At 72.1% G+C, this 18,969-nt stretch carries 17 protein-coding genes, 1 pseudogene and 1 riboswitch; of the genes and pseudogenes, 12 read left to right on the top strand and 6 right to left on the bottom strand.

Annotated features, from left to right (window positions below; all coding sequences use genetic code 11):
- Positions 1–148: 148 nt before the first annotated feature.
- A complete protein-coding gene (fahA, locus tag AC5WS8_RS15545; protein WP_496103979.1) occupies positions 149–1,366 on the bottom strand; it encodes a fumarylacetoacetase in 1,218 nt (405 codons plus the stop codon).
- Between the two features lie 244 nt (positions 1,367–1,610).
- Here fahA and AC5WS8_RS15550 point away from each other — a divergent pair, with 244 nt between their 5' ends.
- Both AC5WS8_RS15550 and AC5WS8_RS15555 read left to right on the top strand, forming a co-directional pair.
- Positions 1,611–2,855 (top strand): carboxylate--amine ligase, encoded by a 1,245-nt coding sequence (locus AC5WS8_RS15550; RefSeq protein WP_496104227.1) that lies wholly within the window; start codon positions 1,611–1,613, stop codon positions 2,853–2,855.
- Positions 2,856–2,951: 96 nt separating this feature from the next.
- A complete protein-coding gene (locus AC5WS8_RS15555) occupies positions 2,952–4,154 on the top strand; it encodes an FAD-dependent oxidoreductase (protein ID WP_496103980.1) in 1,203 nt (400 codons plus the stop codon).
- Positions 4,155–4,373: 219 nt separating this feature from the next.
- On the opposite strand, the pseudogene AC5WS8_RS15560 reads toward AC5WS8_RS15555, so the two are convergent.
- A pseudogene (locus AC5WS8_RS15560) lies at positions 4,374–4,571 on the bottom strand (SDR family oxidoreductase); the annotation flags it as partial.
- Between the two features lie 5 nt (positions 4,572–4,576).
- Here AC5WS8_RS15560 and AC5WS8_RS15565 point away from each other — a divergent pair.
- The 4 genes from AC5WS8_RS15565 (at position 4,577) to AC5WS8_RS15580 (ending at position 7,819) form a co-directional block, all read left to right on the top strand.
- Positions 4,577–4,885, top strand: a complete 309-nt coding sequence (locus AC5WS8_RS15565; protein WP_496103981.1) for a hypothetical protein — start codon at positions 4,577–4,579, stop codon at positions 4,883–4,885.
- A gap of 85 nt (positions 4,886–4,970) precedes the next feature.
- On the top strand, positions 4,971–5,636 hold the full coding sequence (locus tag AC5WS8_RS15570) for a DUF4097 family beta strand repeat-containing protein (RefSeq protein WP_496103982.1): 666 nt from the start codon (positions 4,971–4,973) through the stop codon (positions 5,634–5,636).
- Between the two features lie 166 nt (positions 5,637–5,802).
- Positions 5,803–6,639 carry an alpha/beta fold hydrolase gene (locus AC5WS8_RS15575; RefSeq protein ID WP_496103983.1) on the top strand — a complete coding sequence of 279 codons (837 nt, stop codon included), beginning with the start codon at positions 5,803–5,805 and terminating at the stop codon, positions 6,637–6,639.
- 355 nt (positions 6,640–6,994) lie between these two features.
- Positions 6,995–7,819, top strand: coding sequence for an HAD family hydrolase (locus AC5WS8_RS15580; RefSeq protein WP_496103984.1), 825 nt, complete (start codon positions 6,995–6,997; stop codon positions 7,817–7,819).
- A gap of 24 nt (positions 7,820–7,843) precedes the next feature.
- Here the strand turns inward: AC5WS8_RS15580 and AC5WS8_RS15585 are convergent, their stop codons facing one another.
- A complete protein-coding gene (locus AC5WS8_RS15585) occupies positions 7,844–8,359 on the bottom strand; it encodes a transglycosylase SLT domain-containing protein (protein ID WP_496103985.1) in 516 nt (171 codons plus the stop codon).
- 9 nt (positions 8,360–8,368) lie between these two features.
- Positions 8,369–8,554: riboswitch (cyclic di-AMP (ydaO/yuaA leader) on the bottom strand.
- Between the two features lie 816 nt (positions 8,555–9,370).
- Between AC5WS8_RS15585 and AC5WS8_RS15590 the strand changes: the two genes are divergently transcribed.
- From AC5WS8_RS15590 to AC5WS8_RS15605, 4 genes are all read left to right on the top strand, one after another.
- On the top strand, positions 9,371–10,381 hold the full coding sequence (locus tag AC5WS8_RS15590) for a polyprenyl synthetase family protein (protein WP_496103986.1): 1,011 nt from the start codon (positions 9,371–9,373) through the stop codon (positions 10,379–10,381).
- A 305-nt stretch (positions 10,382–10,686) separates the two neighbouring features.
- Complete coding sequence (locus tag AC5WS8_RS15595; RefSeq protein WP_496103987.1) at positions 10,687–11,955, top strand: LolA family protein; 1,269 nt, start codon at positions 10,687–10,689, stop codon at positions 11,953–11,955.
- A 42-nt stretch (positions 11,956–11,997) separates the two neighbouring features.
- Positions 11,998–12,996, top strand: a complete 999-nt coding sequence (locus tag AC5WS8_RS15600) for an ABC transporter ATP-binding protein (protein ID WP_496103988.1) — start codon at positions 11,998–12,000, stop codon at positions 12,994–12,996.
- A complete protein-coding gene (locus AC5WS8_RS15605) occupies positions 12,983–13,858 on the top strand; it encodes an ABC transporter permease (RefSeq protein ID WP_496103989.1) in 876 nt (291 codons plus the stop codon). Before AC5WS8_RS15600 ends, AC5WS8_RS15605 begins: the two co-directional genes overlap by 14 nt.
- Before the next feature lie 24 nt (positions 13,859–13,882).
- Here the strand turns inward: AC5WS8_RS15605 and AC5WS8_RS15610 are convergent, their stop codons facing one another.
- Positions 13,883–14,425: a DUF6668 family protein gene (locus AC5WS8_RS15610; RefSeq protein ID WP_496103990.1), complete on the bottom strand. Its 543-nt coding sequence runs from the start codon at positions 14,423–14,425 to the stop codon at positions 13,883–13,885.
- Between the two features lie 245 nt (positions 14,426–14,670).
- Between AC5WS8_RS15610 and AC5WS8_RS15615 the strand changes: the two genes are divergently transcribed.
- Positions 14,671–16,476: a hypothetical protein gene (locus tag AC5WS8_RS15615; protein ID WP_496103991.1), complete on the top strand. Its 1,806-nt coding sequence runs from the start codon at positions 14,671–14,673 to the stop codon at positions 16,474–16,476.
- A 3-nt stretch (positions 16,477–16,479) separates the two neighbouring features.
- Here AC5WS8_RS15615 and rarD read toward each other — a convergent pair whose 3' ends face one another.
- Entirely contained in the window at positions 16,480–17,466 is a 987-nt protein-coding gene (gene rarD / locus AC5WS8_RS15620) for an EamA family transporter RarD (RefSeq protein ID WP_496103992.1), read from the bottom strand.
- A 137-nt stretch (positions 17,467–17,603) separates the two neighbouring features.
- Positions 17,604–18,458, bottom strand: a complete 855-nt coding sequence (locus AC5WS8_RS15625) for an SDR family oxidoreductase (protein ID WP_496103993.1) — start codon at positions 18,456–18,458, stop codon at positions 17,604–17,606.
- Positions 18,459–18,550: 92 nt separating this feature from the next.
- Here AC5WS8_RS15625 and AC5WS8_RS15630 point away from each other — a divergent pair, with 92 nt between their 5' ends.
- On the top strand, positions 18,551–18,961 hold the full coding sequence (locus AC5WS8_RS15630; RefSeq protein WP_496103994.1) for a winged helix-turn-helix transcriptional regulator: 411 nt from the start codon (positions 18,551–18,553) through the stop codon (positions 18,959–18,961).
- The last annotated feature ends 8 nt before the right edge of the window (positions 18,962–18,969 follow it).

An 18,969-nucleotide genomic window follows, 5' to 3' on the forward strand; every position in this document is an offset into this window, starting at 1 on the left:
GGCCCGCGAGGGCGGACAGGACGCTGTCCGGTTCCGCCGGGCCCCCGCCACCGGGGCCTTGCGCGCCCGCCGTACCGAGGGCCTTGGCGAGCGTGACGCGGCCCCCGTGGGACGGGCCGGCTGCCCGCGGCTACGCCGGCTGCCAGCACTAGGGCAGGCTCGGCACCACCCGGCCCGTCACCTCCCCGAGCCCCACGCGCGTCCCGTCCGGCCCCGGTGCCCATGCCGTCAGTGTCACCACATCGCCGTCTTCCAGGAACGTCCGTTTACCGTCCGGAAGTTCGAGAGGGTCGCGCCCGTTCCACGTCAGCTCCAGCAGTGAGCCCCGCTCGCGCTCCGTCGGGCCGCTGACCGTGCCGGAGCCGTAGAGGTCGCCCGTGCGCAGGGACGCGCCGTTCACCGTCATGTGCGCCAGCTGCTGGGCCGCCGTCCAGTACATGGTGGAGAACGGTGGCTCCGCGACCACGTGGCCGTTGATCGCGACGGAGATGCGCAGGTCGTAGCCCCCCGGTTCCTCCTCGGCATCGTCCAGGTACGGCAGCAGCGGATGCGTGCGCTCGGGCGGGGCCACCCGTGCCTCCTCCAGTGCGTCCAGCGGGGTGATCCACGCCGAGACCGAGGTGGCGAACGACTTGCCGAGGAACGGCCCGAGCGGCACGTACTCCCAGGCCTGGATGTCCCGCGCCGACCAGTCGTTGAGCAGGCAGAGCCCGAACACATGGTCGCGGAAGGCCGTGAGCGGCACCGGCTGCCCCCACCGCGACGGCAGGCCGACCACGAAGCCCACCTCCGCCTCGATGTCGAGACGGACGGACGGCCCGAAGACCGGAGCCGGGTCGGCGGGCGCCTTGCGCTGCCCCGACGGCCGTACGACATCCGTGCCCGACACCACCACCGTGCCGGACCGGCCGTGGTAGCCGATCGGCAGGTGCTTCCAGTTGGGGGTCAGGGAGTCCGCCGCATCCGGGCGGAAGATCCGCCCGACGTTACGGGCGTGGTTCTCGGAGGCGTAGAAGTCGACGTAGTCCGCGACATCGAAGGGCAGGTGCAGCGTCACCTCGGCGAGCGGGTGGAACAGCGGCTCGAGGGTCTCGCGGTGCGCGGGCACCGTCACCCACGCCGTCAGCGCCCGCCGCACATCCGACCAGGTGGTGCGGCCCGCGGCCAGCAGCGGGTTCAGGGACGGACGCGCCAGCAGGGAGGCGTACGGGGAGCCGAGCGCCGTGGCCGCCGCGCCCGCGTCGAGCACGTGGTCGCCCAGACGGACGCCGACGCGCCGCTCGTCGGAGCCGGCGGGGGAGAAGACGCCGTACGGGAGATTGTGCGGACCGAAGGGGTCGCCCTCGGGAACGTCGAAGGGGGGCATGGGATGCTGCCTCGCTTTCGTGCACTTCGGGTGTGCCATGCATGGGGGTGCGTTCCATGTGGTCACCGCACACGTTACGGGTGAGTCACCTGCCTTGGGCAGTGTCTAAAGAGTTTGCAATGTCCGTATTGCTCTTGTCGGAGGGTTCTATTCCGGCTTAGCGTCCTTTGGGGGACACGGACGGGGTGGGTCCGGTCCGTAGGGGGGACACGTGGGGGGACCCGTGGCCAGGAGCACCGGCGGTGTGCCGTTCGACGTGGACCGCGATGTGCCGGGGCTCATCGTGAAGTTCGGCGACTACCCGCTGCACCACGGCGGGGTCGGTGCGATCCGCAGCCTCGGCCGGCTCGGCATACCGATGTACGCGATCACGGAGGACCGCTACACACCGGCCGCGGTCTCCCGCTATCTGCGGCGCGCCTTCGTATGGCCGACCACCGGGACCGAGGCACGGGAGCGGCTCGTGGAGGGCCTGTTGCGCGTCGGGCGCCGTATCGGCCGGCCGACGGTCCTCGTCCCCACCGACGAGGAGGCCGCGGTCCTGATCGCCGAGCACCAGGACGCCCTCACCGGACCCTTCCTGTTCCCCAGGGTGGACGCGGGGCTCCCGCGCCGCCTCGCCAGCAAGCAGGGCCTGCACGAACTGTGCAGGGAACACGGCATCCCGAGCCCCCGGGCCGCCTTCCCGCAGTCGTACGACGACATCCTGCGCTTCGCCGACAAGGCCCGCTTCCCTCTCGTGGCCAAGAACCGGGAGGCGTTCGTACGCCGGGAACGGCCCGCGGTGGGGGGCACCACGAAGATCACCACCCCTGAGGGGCTGCTCAGGCTCGCCCGCGACTGGGGCGAGCACCCGGGCGTCATCCTCCAGGAGTACCTGCCCCGGGAGGAGGCCGAGGACTGGATCGTGCACGCCTACTTCGACCGGGACTCCGCCCCGCTCGCCCTGTTCACCGGCGTCAAGGTCCGCTCCTGGCCGCCCCACGCGGGCATGACGGCGAACGCGTACGTCGTCGACAACCCGGAACTCGCCGATCTCGCCGCGCGTTTCGTCAAACAACTCGGCTTCACCGGCATCGTGGACCTCGACCTCCGCTTCGACCGCCGCGACGGCCGCTACAAACTGCTCGACTTCAACCCCCGCGTGGGCGCCCAGTTCCGGCTGTTCGAGAACGAGTCGGGGGTGGACGTCGTCCGCGCCATGCACCTGGACCTGACCGGCCGGGCCGTACCGGAGGGGGAACAGCGGGCCGGCCACCGGTACATCGTGGAGAACATCGATCTGCCCGCCCTGCTCGCCTACCGCCGCAGCGGCTACACGACACCGCACGCACCGGCCCGTGCGAGCGGCACGGAACTGGCCTGGTTCGCGGGGGACGACCCACTGCCGTTCATCACGATGCTCGCGCGCTTCGTGCGGCCGGGCGCGAAGCACCTCTATCAGCTGTGGCGTACCAACCGCCGCGGCAGCACGACCGGTACGTCGTAGGCGCACGACCGGTACGTCGTAGTCGTATGTCCGGTACGTCGGAGTCCTACGCGCTCCGCCACGAAGTAGGCACGTCGCGTCCTGGGGAGGGACTTCGTGATTCCACCGGTAGCAGTCATCGGCGCGGGGCCGTTCGGCCTGTCCACCGCCGCCCATCTGAGCGGGCGCGGTCTTCCGGTCCGCGTCTTCGGCGAGCCCATGGTCGGCTGGCGGGACAACATGCCCGCGGGCATGCTCCTGAAGTCCACCCCCGCCGCCTCGAGCATCGACGCGCCCCGGCGCGGCCACACCCTGGCCGACTACTGCGACGCGGCGGGCATCCGCAGGCTGGTGACGGACGAGGACATCATCCCGGTGGAGACGTTCATCGCGTACGGGGAGTGGTTCCAGCAGACGCTGCTGCCCGAGTTGGAGCGGGTCCGGGTGGTCTCCGTGGACCGCAGCAAGGGCGGCGGCTTCGACCTCAAGCTGGACTCGGGGGAGTTGTTCACCGCCCGGGCGGTCGTGGTCGCGACCGGGCTGTCGGGCCTCGCCCACGTTCCGCCGGAACTGGCCGCCGCGGCGGCCGACGGCCCCACGCCCACCGGCCCGGTCTCGCACAGCTCCCAGCACCACGACCTCAGCAGGTTCTCCGGCAAGGAACTGCTGGTCGTCGGCGCCGGCCAGTCCGCGCTGGAGACGGCGGCGCTGGCGGCCGAGGCGGGCGCACGGGTGCGTGTGGTGGCGCGCGGGAGCGGGAAGGTCGCCTTCGGCGCGCCCCCGTGGGACCAGCCGAAGCTGCGCCCCGAGTCGCCCTTCGGGCGGGCCTGGTCCCTGTGGGCGCTGAGCTACTACCCGCACCCCTACCGCTTCCTGCCCGCCCGGACCCGCCACTATCTGGTGCGCCGCGTCCTCGGCCCGCTCGGCGCGTGGTGGCTGCGTGACCGCTTCCAGGAGAAGGTGCGGGTGCGCGAGATCGCCGCCGTCATCCGGGCGTCCGTGAGGGCCGGCAGCCCGGCCCTCACGGTCCGGACCCACACGGGCCGCACGGAGGAACTGACCGCGGACCACGTCATCGCCGCGACCGGCTACCGGGTGGACATCTCCGCGATGGGCTTCCTGGGCCATGAACTGCGCACCCGGCTGGCGGTGAGCCTGGGCGCGCCGAAGCTCGGCGCGGGCTGTGTGTCCTCGGTCCCGGGCCTGTACTTCACGGGCCTGCCGGCGGCGGCCTCGTACGGACCGGTGATGCGGTTCGTCTGCGGCACGGAGTTCGCGTCGCCGCGTCTGGCGAAACACCTGGCGGCGGCCCACGGCTGACACCGGCCGGCCACGGACCACCACCTCGTTGTCCTGCCCCGTGGAAGGGGAACCGGGGCACATCCGGGCCGGATCGTGCGCTGAGCCCGGATCGTCGCCGGGGGGCGGCTGACGGGTCATCGGCGCCGGGGTGGTGGACCGTGCCGGGGTGCGCCTGCTCCGCGGCCGCTGCGGATGGAGCCGACCCGCGCCCGGGTGGTCCTGGGCGCCGTCCACGCAGACGTCGGCGCCGTTGATTCCGCCGGCGCGGGCCGACAGGAGGAAGCACGCCACGTCCGCCACTTCGCGCAACTCGACCAGCCGTCCACGGGGGAAGTCGTCGCGGACGAAAGCCTTGGACTGCTCAGGTCGGTTGTCCCGGAACCGGGCCCGACCCCCGCCTTCGAACATCACCGAACCCGGACTGAGCGCATTCACCCCGGATGTCGCGCGGACCCGGCTCCTGGCCGAGTGCGGCGGCGAGGTGGATCTCCGCCGCCTTCGCCGAGGCGTACGACGATGTGCGGCCGGGCTTCCACCCGGTGATCGGCGCCACTACGAGCGCGCTGCCGTCTGCCCCGCCGCTCGAAGTGCGGCACCGCGCTGCGGACGGCATGGGCGGCATTTTCGTGGCGTGGGGTGTGTCGGCCATGGCGTTCACCTTCAATTCATTGCAACGAATGCAGGAGGGTGTTGCATTACGCTGCAGAGTTATTGCAACGATTTTTGAGCGCCACCTGCATGAATGCTGATCAGACGCAACGAGCTTGTTGCCAACTTCTTGAATGCAACGTAGCGTTTCTGTCATCGGAAACAACGAGCCGACAGGAGCGCACCATGCAGAAGTTCGACACCCCCGCCCCGGTCTCCGCCGTCCTCGCCCTCCCCGCGGGACGCATCCGGCTCATCGCCGCCGACCGGGCCGACACCACGGTCGAGGTCCTGCCCGCGGACGCCTCCAGGAGCCGTGACGTGAAGGCGGCGGAGCAGGTCGAGGTCGCCTACGGCGACGGCGTCCTGCGGATCGAGGCCCCGGAGGCGACGAGCCGGCTCTTCGGCCCCTCCGGAGCAGTAGAGGTGACCGTCCGGCTGCCCGCCGGCTCGTGCATCGAGGCGAAGGCCGCCGCCACCGAACTCCGGGGCGTAGGACGCCTCGGCGACCTCGTCTTCGACGGCGCGTATCGTCAGATCAAGATCGACGAGGCCGCGAGCCTCCGCCTCACCGCGGTCGACGGGGACGTGGAGGTCGGCCGGCTGGGCGGCTCCGCGGAGATCAGCACGGCGAGGGGCGACATCCGGATCGCCGAGGCCGGGCGCGGCACGGTCGTGCTGCGCACCGAGTCCGGCGACATCTCGATCGTCGCCGCCCGCGGAGTCTCCGCATCCCTGGACGCCGGCACCGGCCACGGCCGCATCAGCAACGCCCTCAAGAACGACGGCACTGCCGAACTCGACATCCGCGCCACCACCGCCCACGGCGACATCGCCGCCCGCAGCCTCTGACCCGCAGCCCCGAACGAGCAGAGCCAGGACTGTCCGGCCGGGTCGACCGCGACCGCGATCCGCGCGGTCACCGCCGACGACCCGGCCGCCCGTCCCCGGGGGCCCGCGCTCCAGGCGCAGCGCCCGGAGAAGTCGAACAAGACACTTCACACGACCAGGGAGACCCATGAGGAAGAACAGCACCTCCTCGGCCCATGCACAGTGGACCGGCATGGTGCCGGTCGACGACACGGCCCTGGCCGTCACCGACAGCGGCGGCCCCGGGATCCCCGTGCTCTACCTCAACGGCCAGTTCGCCACCCAGGGCTACTGGCGGCGGGTCGTCGCCGAACTGGGAACAGGGTGGCGGCACATCACCTACGACGAGCGGGCCCGCGGCAGGAAGTCGAAGTGTTCGGCGGACTACTCCTTCGAGGCCGCCGTCCGCGATGTCGACGCCGTACTCGCGGCCAGGGCCGTGGACCGGGCACTGCTGGTGGGGTGGTCCTACGGAGCGGTCGTCGCCGCGCACTGGGCCGACCGTCATCCCGCCCGTACCGTGGGCGCGGTCCTGGTCGACGGCGCGTTCCCGCACGACTGGCTCGACGAGGCCATGGAGCAGCGAATCCGGAAGCTGTTTCGGCGGATGGGCTGGATCACGCCGCTGCTGCGCCCGACTGGCCTGACCCCGCGGATGACCGCCGAAGAACAGGCGAACAGCAACATCGAGCTCGGCAGGCTCTCCCGCGAGCAGGAACTGGGCCCCGTGCTGGACAACATCACCGTCCCGGTGCGGTACGTGGTCGCTTCGGGCACGTCCCTCGGAAGCCGCGGTGATGAGCAGGAACGGATACGCGCCGGCCTCGATGCGGTGACCGCCCGCAACGCGAACATCCGCGTCAGCGCGAAGGTCCCCAGCAACCACGGCGCGATCGTGAGAAAGGACTACCAGGCCGTCGCCGGGGCCGTGCGCGAGGTCGCCGCCCTCGACCGCGGGGTCGCTGAAGACGGACCGGCGGAGTGACGGTCGGCCGGGCGGCGCACCGCCGTCGGTCCTCGTCGTCCTCGACGGCGTCCGGGTTCCGGAGGGGCCGCAGGCCCTCGCCGGGAGCCGCCGGCCTTGTCGACCACGTGGCGACCCGGGAAGTCGAGGTGCCGGTCCTTGAGAGGGGAGAGCCGGGCGACGTCCCCGCGCCTGATGCATCCCCGCCGCGTGCGCGCAACCGGCGTGCTTACGCCGGGCGTCGGGGGCCGGATGCCGACCGGTCCCTCAGGAGCGGTCCGGACACCGGCCGTGGGTCGGCCGGTTCGCGTCGGGTGGCCGGACGTCCGCCGGTTCACGGTGAGTCGTGGGGGTGTTCCATCCGTATTCTCTGATCATGGCCGCACCCCTCGCGTATTCACTCATCGCCACCGACCTGGACGGGACGCTGCTGCGCGGTGACGACACGCTCTCCGACCGGTCGAGGGCCGCCCTGGCGCGGGCCGCCGCGGCCGGCGCGCAGCACCTGGTGGTGACGGGCCGACCGGCGCCCAGGGTGCGGCCGCTGCTCGACGACCTGGGCGGCAGGGGGCTCGCGGTGTGCGGACAGGGCGCGCAGGTGTACGACGCCGGAGCGGACCGGTTGCTGTTCTCCGTCACCCTCAACCGGGAGTTGGCCGAGACCGCGCTCGGCAAGATCGAGGCCGAGGTGGGGCAGGTGTACGCGGCCGTCGACCAGGACGGCGTGGACGGGCTCACGCTCATCGAGCCCGGCTACCGGATGCCGCATCCCACGCTGCCCGCGGTGCGGGTCCAGCGGCGCGACGATCTGTGGTGCGCGCCCATCAGCAAGGTGCTGCTGCGCCATCACGCCCTCACCGACGACGAGTTGGCGACGGTGGCGCGCAGCGCGGTCGGTTCCCTGGCGACGGTCACCATGTCCGGGCCCGGCACCGTCGAACTCCAGCCGTGCGGCGTCACCAAGGCGACGGGGCTCGCGCTCGCCGCCGAGTATCTGGGTCTGGGACCGTCGGAGACCGTCGCGTTCGGTGACATGCCGAACGACATCCCGATGTTCGACTGGGCCGCATACGGCGTCGCCATGGCCAACGCCCATCCCGAACTCAAGGCGGTCGCCGACGAGATCACGAAGTCGAACGAGGACGACGGCATCGCCGTCGTCCTCGAACGGCTCTTCAGGGACCGCCGGACCTCGGTCTGAGCCCGGGTCAGCGCGATGGGCGGCTCAGTACGCGCTGTGGACGTTGTCGATGGAGCCGTACCGGTGGGCGGCGTAGTTGCACGCGGCCGTGATGTTCGCCACCGGGTCGTAGATGTTCCAGGAGGTGCCCGGCACGTGGTAGGCGCGGAAGGTCGGGTCGATGACCTGGAGGAGACCCTTGGAGGGGATGCCCATCCGGGCGTTGGAGTCCCACAGGTTGATGGCGAACTGGTTGCCCGCCGACTCGCGCATCACGTTGCGGTAGATGCCGTAGTAGGAGCCGGGGATCCCGTGCTGCCGCATGACCACCAGCGACTGGCGGATCCAGCCGTCGAGGTTGGTGGAGCGCGTGGTCAGGGTGTTCGCGGTGACGGTCTTGGTCGCCGCGGACGTGGGGGTCGCGGCGGAAGCGCTGGTCGCACCCATGAGCGGGAGGGCGAGAACGGCGGCACCCGTCCCCGCGGCAGCGAGGGCACGGGTGAGGCGCGCGGCCTTGGGGCGGCGGTCCGGACGGCGTGCGGGCAGGGCGAAAACGGGCATGTCGTAGTCCTCTCCGGCGCCTGCGAGGTGAGCTGTCGGGTTCGGGCGGGGAGGTGCCCGGCCGTGTCCTCGATGCCGAGGAATCGGCTTCACCCCAAGCCGTTCCGGCGCTGTGTCCGGTGCGGCGACTTACCTGGGTCCCCCGCTCCTGCCGTTGTGGGTCGAAGGGCTCGCGAGCGGCGGCAGGATTCGGCGGCCCGCTCGGATCGATTGGGAAGGTATGCGAGAGCACATGTCGGAAACAAGCCTGGAAGTCGCACTCCAATACAAATGACCTTGAAATGCTGGAATAAGCGATGTGATCCAGTTTGTTGAACATGGTTCAACTTGGCATAAGCGAATCGGAAGTTGAGATTCCACATGTGTCACCCCGCCCTGTGCGGGCGTGAGCTAATTCACTCGCGCATTGCTTGGATCGCCATCCGTGATTCAGGGCGTCGGAGCGGCAATTCGGGCAAGAGGGGTGGTGTTCGTCTACGGGTAGCGGTATTTATAGGTGCGAATCAGTACAATTCGGGCATTCTGAGTTCCGCGGTGCTGTTCCGGCAGGGGAAGGGTGACCGACGTCACTTGTCGTGGCCCAAGGGGTCCGTATCCGCGCACCCCCGGGCTCCGGGCGTCCCGGGTGAGCCGGATGAGCCGGATGAGCCGGATGAGCCGGGCGGCCGGGTGTGCGCCCGGCCGGGTGACGGTGCCGGGCGGGACCGGTGGGGCACGCGAGGCGCCTGGCCCTCCGGGGGACGTCGAAGGGGTTGCTTTCGGTCATGTCACCCCAAACCTGCTCGTATCGCTTGATCAGGAGCATGTCGCTCGTGATCCGATACGGCCGGGCCTGGAACAGCGGGCACTCGTGGTGATCGAAACCTGACCGGATACGCTGACTTGAGTGATGGCGGCGACAGATCGACAAACTCAGTGAGCCGAGTCGACGGACGACGTCATCGCCCAAGTGACCGACCCCTAAACCGACCGTGTGATCGTCAGCAGACGTCAGCAGACAGGAGACGCCACGTGACCGTCGTCGGGCCGTTCGGGCTGAGCGTGCGGGACCAGGCTCTGGAAGCCGATGTCCAGGCCGGATTGGCCGCTGTCGAGGAAGGGCTGCTCGACGCCACGAAGAGCGAGGTGCCCTTCATCACGCAGGCGGCGCAGCACCTGGTGCGTGCGGGCGGGAAGCGGTTCCGGCCGCTGCTCGTGATGCTCGCGGCGCAGTTCGGCGACCCGTACGCGCCGGGGGTCGTCCCCTCGGCCGTGGTCGTGGAGCTCACCCACCTCGCCACGCTCTACCACGACGACGTGATGGACGAGGCCGACGTGCGGCGCGGGGTGGCCAGCGCCAACAGCCGCTGGGGCAACTCGGTGGCGGTCCTCACCGGCGACTTCCTGTTCGCCCGCGCGTCCCACATCCTGGCCGACCTCGGCCCCGAGGCCGTCCGCATCCAGGCGGAGGCGTTCGAGCGGCTCGTCACCGGCCAGATCCTGGAGACGGCGGGCCCCCGGGACGGCCGCGACCCGGTGGAGCACTACCTCGATGTCCTCGCCGGCAAGACGGGCTCCCTGGTCGCGGTGGCCTGCCGCTTCGGCGCGATGATGTCGGGCGCCGACGAGACGGTCGTGGACGTGCTGACGCAGTACGGCGAGCGCCTCGGCGTGGCGTTCCAGTTGGCCGACGACGTCCTGGACATCGCCTCCGACTCCCGCGAGTCCGGCAAGACGCCGGGGACGGACCTGCGCGAGGGCATCGCCACCCTCCCGGTCCTGCGCCTGCGTGAGCGCGCGCAGCGGCAGGGACTGCCGGAGGACCTCGCCCTGTGCGAGCTGCTGGAATCCGACCTCACGGACGACGCCCGCCACGCCGACGCCCTCGCCCGCCTCCGGATCCACCCGGCCCTCGAGCAGGCCCGCCGCGACGCGGTCCGCTACGCGGAGGACGCCCGCTCGGCCCTCGCCCCGCTGCCGGAGTGCGGCGCCAAGGCGGCCCTGACGGACATGTGCGACGCGGTGGTGCACCGGGCGGGGTGAAGCGCCCTCCCCGCCCCGCCTGACGTGAGCCACGTCATATACCGTCCCGTGCTCCCTGACGACCCCTACGGGTGGGGTACCCCGCTCCGCCCGTCATGTCATACCCCAGGAGTACGCGGAGTTGGCCCCGCGGTCTGACGCTTCCCTCCCGGCGATTTGGTCATATGGAGAGGACCACCTCACAGGAGTCCGGGGCAGAATGGCGGCGCGGGGGGTGGGGGCGCCTTCCTGCTCGAGCGACGTCGAGAGCTCGGGGGAGAGTGCACAGACAGCAGGCCGCCGCCGACGACGGAGGTAGGGCACACATGGCACCGTACGAATCCGACGACAGCACACCCGCCGGGGAGGTCGAGGACGTGCGCGACGGGCGGCGCAGGGCCGCTCGCTACGTCGTCCCGGTCGCGGTTGTGGGCGTGGCGGCGGCGACCATCGGGCTCGTCCCGGCGTTCGCCGGATCCGGGGACCCCGACCTGCCGAAGATCAGCGCGCAGCAGCTCATAGAGAAGATCGCCAAGTCGGACGTCCAGCAGATGTCCGGCACGGTGTCGATCAGCACGGACCTGGGTCTGCCCGCCCTGGGCGGCCTGGAGAACAGCCTGGCCTCGGGCGCGCTCTCCCGGGGCGCCGAGGGCAAGGGCGACTCGGCCGCCGACCCCGCCTCCAAGCTGCTGGAGCTGGTCTCCGGCACCCACACCGTGCGGGTCGCCGCAGACGGCCGGGACAAGCAGAAGCTCTCCCTCATCGAGAAGGCCGCCGAGTACAGCGTCATCCGCAACGGCGACCAGGTGTGGGCGTACGACAGCGCGTCCAACCAGGCGTACCACGCGACCGGAGCGGGCGAGCACAAGAGCGGCCAGGCGGCGCCGAAGGACGTGCCCGCCACGCCCGGGGACTTCGCCGAGCAGGCCCTGAAGGCGGCCGACAGGACCACCTCCGTGACGGTCGACGGCACGGCCCAGGTCGCGGGCCGGGACGCCTACAGGCTGCTCATCCGGCCGAAGCAGTCGGGTACGACGGTCGGCGCGATCAGCGTCGCGGTGGACGCGAAGACCGGGCTGCCGCTGAAGTTCACGCTGACCCCGGCGAAGGGTGGCGCGGCGGTGCTGGACGTGGGCTTCACCCAGGTCTCGTTCGCCAAGCCGGCCGCGTCGACGTTCGACTTCACGCCGCCCAAGGGCACGAAGGTCACCCAGGGCGACGACCTGAAGGCCGGGCACGAGGCACAGCGCGAGGACACGGGCAGGACGCAGCACAAGGACGCGGGCAAGGATGCGGGCAAGGACGCGGGCAAGGCGCCCTGGGGGAGCGCGTCGAAGACCATCGGCGAGGGCTGGAACGCGATCTACGTGTTCGACACCGGCAGCAAGGGCGGAGTGCCGTCCGGATCGCCGTCCGGCAACGGTGCGGCCTCCGGCTTCCTGAACTCGCTCGGCGACCACGTCACCGGCAAGTTCGGCTCGGGCACGGTCTTCTCCACCCGCCTGATCAACGCCCTCATGACGGACGACGGCACGGTGTACGCGGGCGCGGTCACCAAGGACGCACTGGTGAAGGCGGCCGACGCGGGGAAGTGACCCCCGTACGGGGGGACGGACGAAGGGGAAGCAGGAGAGCCCATGGAGGAACTGCCCGCCGCGGAAGCGGAGTCGAAGGACTCACCGGCGCGGGCGGCGAGTGACCCCCAGGCCCCGGTCATCGCCACCCGCGCCCTCACCAAGCGCTACCGCGGCGGGCAGCTCGCCGTGGACGGGCTCGATCTGACCGTTCCGGCGGGCAGCGTCTTCGGCTTCCTCGGGCCGAACGGCTCCGGCAAGACGACCACCATCCGTATGCTCATGGGGCTGATCGAGCCCACCTCGGGCTCGGCCCGCGTGCTGGGGCAGCCCATGCCCCGGGCCTCGCGCGCCGTGCTCCCGCACGTCGGCGCCCTCATCGAGGGCCCGGCGCTGTACGGCTTCCTCTCCGGCCGTGACAACCTCTCGCGCTACGACGCCGCCGACCCCACCGCCGACCCGCGCACCCGGCGTGCCCGGGTCGCGGCCGCCCTCGACCGGGTCGGCCTCACGGCGGCCGCGGGCAAGAAGGCGAAGGCGTACTCCCTGGGAATGAAGCAGCGCCTCGGTCTCGCGGCCGCCCTGCTCCAGCCCCGCAGGCTCCTCGTCCTGGACGAGCCGACCAACGGACTCGACCCGCAGGGCATGCGGGAGATCCGCACCCTGATCAGGGAACTGGCCTGCGACGGCACGACCGTCTTCCTCTCCTCCCACCTGCTCGACGAGATCGAGCAGGTCTGTACGCACGCGGCGGTGATGGCGCAGGGCCGGCTGATCGCACAGGGCGCGGTGGCGGACCTGGTGGCCGGGGCGCGCGGACGTCTCGTCGTGACCACTGCGGACGTGACCGAGGCGGCACGCGTCCTGAAGGAACAGGGCGTGGCCGACGTGGTGGTGGAGGAGAACCGGGTGACGGCCGAACCCCCTGACCGGGAACTTTCCGATGTCAACGCCGCGTTGGTCACGGCGGGAGTCCGCGTACGCGGATTCGGCGTCGAACGTGCCTCCCTGGAGGACGCGTTCGTGGCCCTCACGGGGGAGGGGTTCGATGTCGCAGGCTGAGGCGGCCGGGGTGCTGCGCCGGGCAAGCCCGCTGTGGACCTTCGGGCTGCTGCGCAGCGAGCTGGTGACCACGTTCCGGCGCTGGCGCACGCTCGCGCTGCTGGCCGTGCTCGCCGCCGTGCCGGTCCTGGTCGGGATCGCCGTGAAGGTCCAGACGAGCGACGGGCCCGGGGGGCGGGGCGGGGGCGGCGGCCCGGCCTTCATCGCGCAGATCACCAACAACGGCCTGTTCCTGGTCTTCACCGCGCTCGCCGCGACGCTCCCGTTCTTCCTGCCGATGGCGATCGGCGTCATCGCCGGCGACGCGATCGCGGGCGAGGCGAACTCCGGCACCCTGCGCTACCTGCTGGTCGCCCCCGCGGGCCGTACCCGTCTGCTGCTCACCAAGTACGCCACCACGGTCGCCTTCTGCCTGATCGCCACCCTCGTCGTCGCCGTCTCGGCGCTCGCGGCGGGCGCCCTGCTCTTCCCGCTGGGCGACCTGACGACGATCTCCGGCACCCGCATCAGCTTCGCCGAGGGCCTCGGCAGGGCCCTGCTGATCGCGCTGGTCGTCGCCGCGTCCCTGATCGGGGTGGCGGCCCTCGGCCTGTTCATCTCCACGCTCACGGACAGCGGCATCGCGGCGATGGCGACGACGGTCGGGCTGCTGATCACCGTCCAGATCATGGACCAGATACCGCAGTTGCACGCGCTCCAGCCGTACTTCTTCTCGCATTACTGGCTGTCGTTCGCGGACCTGATGCGCGACCCGGTCTACTGGCACGACCTGATACGCAACCTGGGCGTGCAGGCCCTGTACGCGGCGGTCTTCGGCTCGGCGGCGTGGGCGCGGTTCACAGCGAAGGACATCACGGCGTAGTCGGCGGCGGGGAGCACCGCGCCCTCAGCGCACCCCCGATCCGTCGCCCGACGGCGTGACCGCGCCGAGCAGGCGGGCCAGCCGGCCGCACTCGCGGGGTGGCCGGCCGCCCAGGTCGCCGGTGCGCCACGCCTGCACCCAGGGCACACGGTGGACGCCGATCACCGACTCGATCGCCTTGACGCGCTGGGCGAGCGGGCGCGGCAGCCGGCCCGGCGCGTCCGCGACCAGCACGACGGCGTCGAGGGTGAGGCCGGGTGGGGCCTCACCGCGCCGGACGCCGTCGAGGCAGGGGAGGACGGACCCCAGGCCGGTCGCGTGGGTGCGGGCGACCAGCAGCACCGAGGAGGGTTCGCCCTGCTCGGGAGAGGGCCAGCGGCGGCCCGCGTCGAGGCCGCCGAAAACGGTGGCGAGCGTCGAGGCGCCGGCGCCGCCGTGGGTGGCCACCCAGGCGAAACGGCGCGGGATCGCCGTGCCGTGGGCCGTGGGCCGCGCCCCCGCGTCGGCCACCGGCCCGCGGACCCAGATCTCCGGCCCGCCGGGCCCCTGCCGCGCGATCCCCTGCATCGCCTCTCCTCGGTCGCTCCTCCTCCCTCGATCCTCACCTGCGGCGCCCGGGTCCGGTACCGGGCGCCGGTTCCTGGGACGAGGCTGTGACGCGGCGGTGACGCGGGGAAGAGCGCGGAGGCGGGAGACTCGAAGGGGTGTGCCGTACGTCCCCGCCCAGGCCGGGGACGGAATCGAGGGGCCGACGCCGTGGAGGCGTACGACGACATCGGCGCCTCTCCCCGACCGACCCGAGTGAGGGAACGATGTCTCGACTCAGCCGCGGACAGAAGCGGGGCCGCTCCTTTGCGGGGGCCGCATCCGACGGGGGTGTGGGGTTCGGGGTGACGCCGATCGAGGTCCGGGTGCCGGCAGCGGCGCGGGACGGTGTGCCGGATCCCGGGGCGACGGTGGGCGGGATGCCGGTGGTCGCGGGACCCGGGGAGGCGGTCCAGTTGGCGGTCCTGAACCACCTCCACCGCCTGGCCCGCGCCACGGGCCACCCGGTCCTCGCCTCCGTGGACGACGAACGGATCGGCTACGTCGTGCCGATCCGCGTCCACGTCGACGGCTCGAGCGAGTTCGCGGGGGAGCCGGTACGGAGGGAAGCGGCACCTGCGCCAGCGGAGCACGGCGGTCCGGCTCCGGCGTCAGCCGTGGGGGCCGCGCCGAACGCCGTGGACGCCCGGCAGGCGGCCGCGTTGCCGCCGAGGCCGGTGCACGCACTGCCCCAGGCCCCGGCGACCGCGCCGGGAACGCCACCGACCGGCATCGAGGCCCACACCCACGTCCTGCGCGCCCTACCGGAGCCGACGGCTCCCTCGTCGGCCGGGGAAGCCGCGCCGACCCGCCGACCGGGGTTCGCCCACTCCGCTTCGCCGCCCACCTCCCGGCCGGAGCCGGCCGGGTCTGCTTCACAGCCCGGCCCTCAGCCGGGGCGCTCCGAGTTCGTCACGACAGCCGGGCCCGCCCCCCAGCCGGAGCCCGCCCTCCAGTCGGAGCCGGCCGGGTCTGCTTCGCAGCCCGGCCCTCAGCCGGGGCGCTCCGAGTTCGTCACGACAGCCGGGTCCACCCCTCAGCTGGAGCCCACCCCCCGGCCGGGGCCAGGCGAGTGTGCTTCGCAACCCACCCCCCGGCCGCAACCCGCCGAGTCCGCCCCCGAAGAGGCCCCTGCGCCCCCCGCCCCTCCCACCGCCAGGTTCGCCCTGCCCACCGTGCCCGAGCAGGTCGCCTTCATCACTGCGACGTCCGGTCCGGCCCAGGCGCTGCCGGGTACCCCGCACCACGGCGCTGCCCCGCTTCCGCCCGCACCGCCGGCTCCCGGCACCGTCTCCCCGCCGACGGGAACCTTCGGCCCACCGCCGGTCGTCCCCGCCGCTCCCACAGGCCCCGAGCCCTCGATCTGGCCCACCCCTCCCACCACGGACGCGCGTTCCGACCTCGGCGCCCACTCGGCCCCCGCCGGGCAGCCCACCCCCGTCACCCCAGTCGTCCCCGTCGCCCCCGGTCAGGACGACGAGGTCAAGGAGCCGCCCGTGCGGGAGTTCGACTCCGTGGCCGAGGCGGTGCTCGGGGACGCGCCGGCCGGAGGCGCGGACGGGCCCGCCGCCGAGCCCATGGCCCGGATCAGCGCGGCCGTGAAGCAGGGCCGTATCGAGGAGGCCGCCGGGCTGGCCGAGCAGGCCGTCGCCGAGTCGGCCGCGGCCCTCGGCGGTGAGCATCCCGATGTCCTGTACCTGCGCGAACTCACCGCCTACGTCGCCTACCTCGCGGCGGAGCCCCTGCGCTCCTTCCAGCTGTCGCTGGACCTGGCCCGCATCCGTCACCGCCTCGGCGACGCACGCGCGGCCTACGGCAATGTGCAGAGCGCGGCCGCCGCCTGGCGTGCCGTACGCGACCCCTTCCAGGGGCTGGACCTCGGCCGCGACCTCATCGCCGTATGGAGCGAGCTCGCCGCCTGCGAGGGCCCCGCCGCCGACGACCTCGACCAGCTCGAGAAGGCCCGCAGGCGCATGGGCCGTCTCGCCGACCGCGCCCGCAAGGCCTCCGGCGAACGACCCGACGTCCGGTAGCTGCTACGGCGCGGCGTCCACCGGGTCCGCGCCCGCGGCACCGCTCACCGCCCCGGTGGCGACCCGCGCGTCCGGGACCGCCGCGCGGAGCGCCCGCGCCGCCCGCCGTGCGGTGCGCAACGCGTCCGCCGTCAGCAGGGACAGCGCCAGCCAGACCAGTGCGAAGCCGGCCCAGCGCTCGGGCGGCATCGCCTCGTGGAAGTAGAGGATGCCCAGCAGGAACTGGAAGACGGGCGCCAGGTACTGCAGCAGCCCCAGCGTGGACAGCGGGACCCGTATCGCCGCCGCGCCGAAGCAGACCAGCGGCAGGGCGGTGACCACTCCGGTGGCCGCGAGCAGCGCCGCGTGGCCCGCGCCGCGGGATGTGAACGTCGACTCTCCGTGTCCCGACAGCCACACCAGATACGCCAGCGCGGGTACGAACTGCACGGCGGTCTCCGCGGCCAGCGACTCGATGCCGCCCAGGCTGACCTTCTTCTTCACCAGCCCGTAGGTGGCGAAGGAGAAGGCGAGGCACAGGGAGATCCAGGGCGGACGGCCGTAGCCGATCGTCAGGACGAGCACGGCGGCGAAGCCGACCGCGACCGCCGCCCACTGCGCCGGCCGCAGCCGTTCCTTCAGGAGCAGCACGCCCATGGCGATGGTGACGAGCGGGTTGATGAAGTAGCCGAGCGAGGCCTCGACCACGTGGCCGCTGTTCACGGCCCAGATGTACACGCCCCAGTTGACGGTGATGACCGCCGCGGCGACCGTGATCAGCGCGAGTCGGCGTGGCTGCCGCAGCAGTTCGCCCGCCCAGGCCCAGCGCCGCGTCACGAGCAGTACCAGGGCGACCAGGACCAGGGACCACACCATCCGGTGCGCGAGGATCTCCATTGCCCCGGCGGGCTTCAGCAAGGGCCAGAACAGGGGGACGAGTCCCCACAACCCGTACGCCGCGAAGCCGTTCAGCAGACCCGTCCGTCGCTCACCCTCCGGCTTCCCGGCCACGGTTCCCTCCCTCACGCTGGCGGCTGCTCTGGTGCAGCCTCCACGAAGGTAGCGCGAGGACCCCCGCCTGTCATGCCCGTATCGCCATACGGTCATGACAGGCGGGGTCGGGAGGCTCAAGGACCCGAAGGGGGAGTTCAGCCCTTGAGCGCGGTGGCGATCGCCTCGGCCAGCGGGGTGGTCGGGCGGCCGGCCAGGCGGGACAGGTCGCCGGTGGTGACCTCCAGCTCGCCCTTCGCGATGGACGCGTCCACGCCGGCGAAGACGGCGGCGAGCGGTTCGGGCAGTCCGGCGCCCTTGAGGATCCCCTCGTAGGCCTCGACGGAGACCGGGTTGTACGTGATCTCCTTGCCGGTCTGCCTGCTGAGCTCGGCGGCGTACTCGGCGAAGCCCCACGCCTCGTCGCCCCCGAGCTCGTAGGTCTTGTTCTCGTGGCCCTCGCCGGTCAGCACGGCGGCCGCGGCGGCCGCGTAGTCGGCGCGGGAGGCGGAGGAGACCCGGCCCTGGCCGGCGGCCTGGACGACGGCGCCGTGCGCGAGTACGGGGGCGAGGTTCTCGGTGTAGTTCTCGTGGTACCAGCCGTTGCGCAGCAGCACGTACGGCACGCCCGAGGCCAGGATCGCCTCTTCGGTGGCCCGGTGGTCGTCGGCGAGGGCGGCCCTCAGGCTGCCGGGCGCGCTGGTGTAGGCGAAGAGGGCGACGTCGGCGGCCTTGGCGGCCTGCAGGACCACCCGGTGCTGCTGGACACGGCCCTTGTCGAACTCGTTGCCGGAGATCAGCAGGATCTTGTCGCCGGCCGAGAACAGGCCGTCGAACGAGCCCGGAGCGTTGTAGTCGGCGAGGGCGACGCGCACGCCGCGCTCCGCGAGGTCGGCGGCCTTCTCCGGGGTGCGGACGACCGCGGTGACCTGGTCGGCCGGAACCTTCTCCAGCAGTTGCTCCACCACGTGACGGCCGAGGTGTCCGGTGGCTCCGGTGACGACGATGCTCATGACTTGGCTCTCCTTGTGGGGTGCTTTCTGATACTCACCCTAGGAGGTGCGCTAACTAAACGAAAGTACCCACTTTGAAGTAAGGTACTGGCATGACAGTAAGTGCTCGAGCCGCCGACAGGCGCGACGCCGCCGAGGCGCTGTGCCCTCACCGCCTCGTCCTGGAACACGTGACCAGCCGCTGGGGCGTCCTCGTCCTGATCGAGCTCCTCGACCGCCCGCATCGCTTCAGCGAGCTGCGCCGGGCGATCGGGCGCACCGCCCGTGTCAGCGAGAAGATGCTCACCCAGACCCTGCAGACCCTGGAACGCGACGGCCTGGTGCACCGGGACGCCAAGCCCGTGATCCCGCCGCGCGTCGACTACTCCCTCACCGACCTGGGCCGCGAGGCCGCCGGGCAGGTGCGGGCGCTGGCGTTGTGGACCCGTGACCGCATGGCGGACGTGGAGCAGGCCCGCCGGGCATACGACGAGGCCCGGGCGCTGTCCGCCCGGGCCTCGTAACCGCGGCA

The sequence above is a fragment of the Streptomyces sp. PTL18 genome, assembly GCF_059510295.1.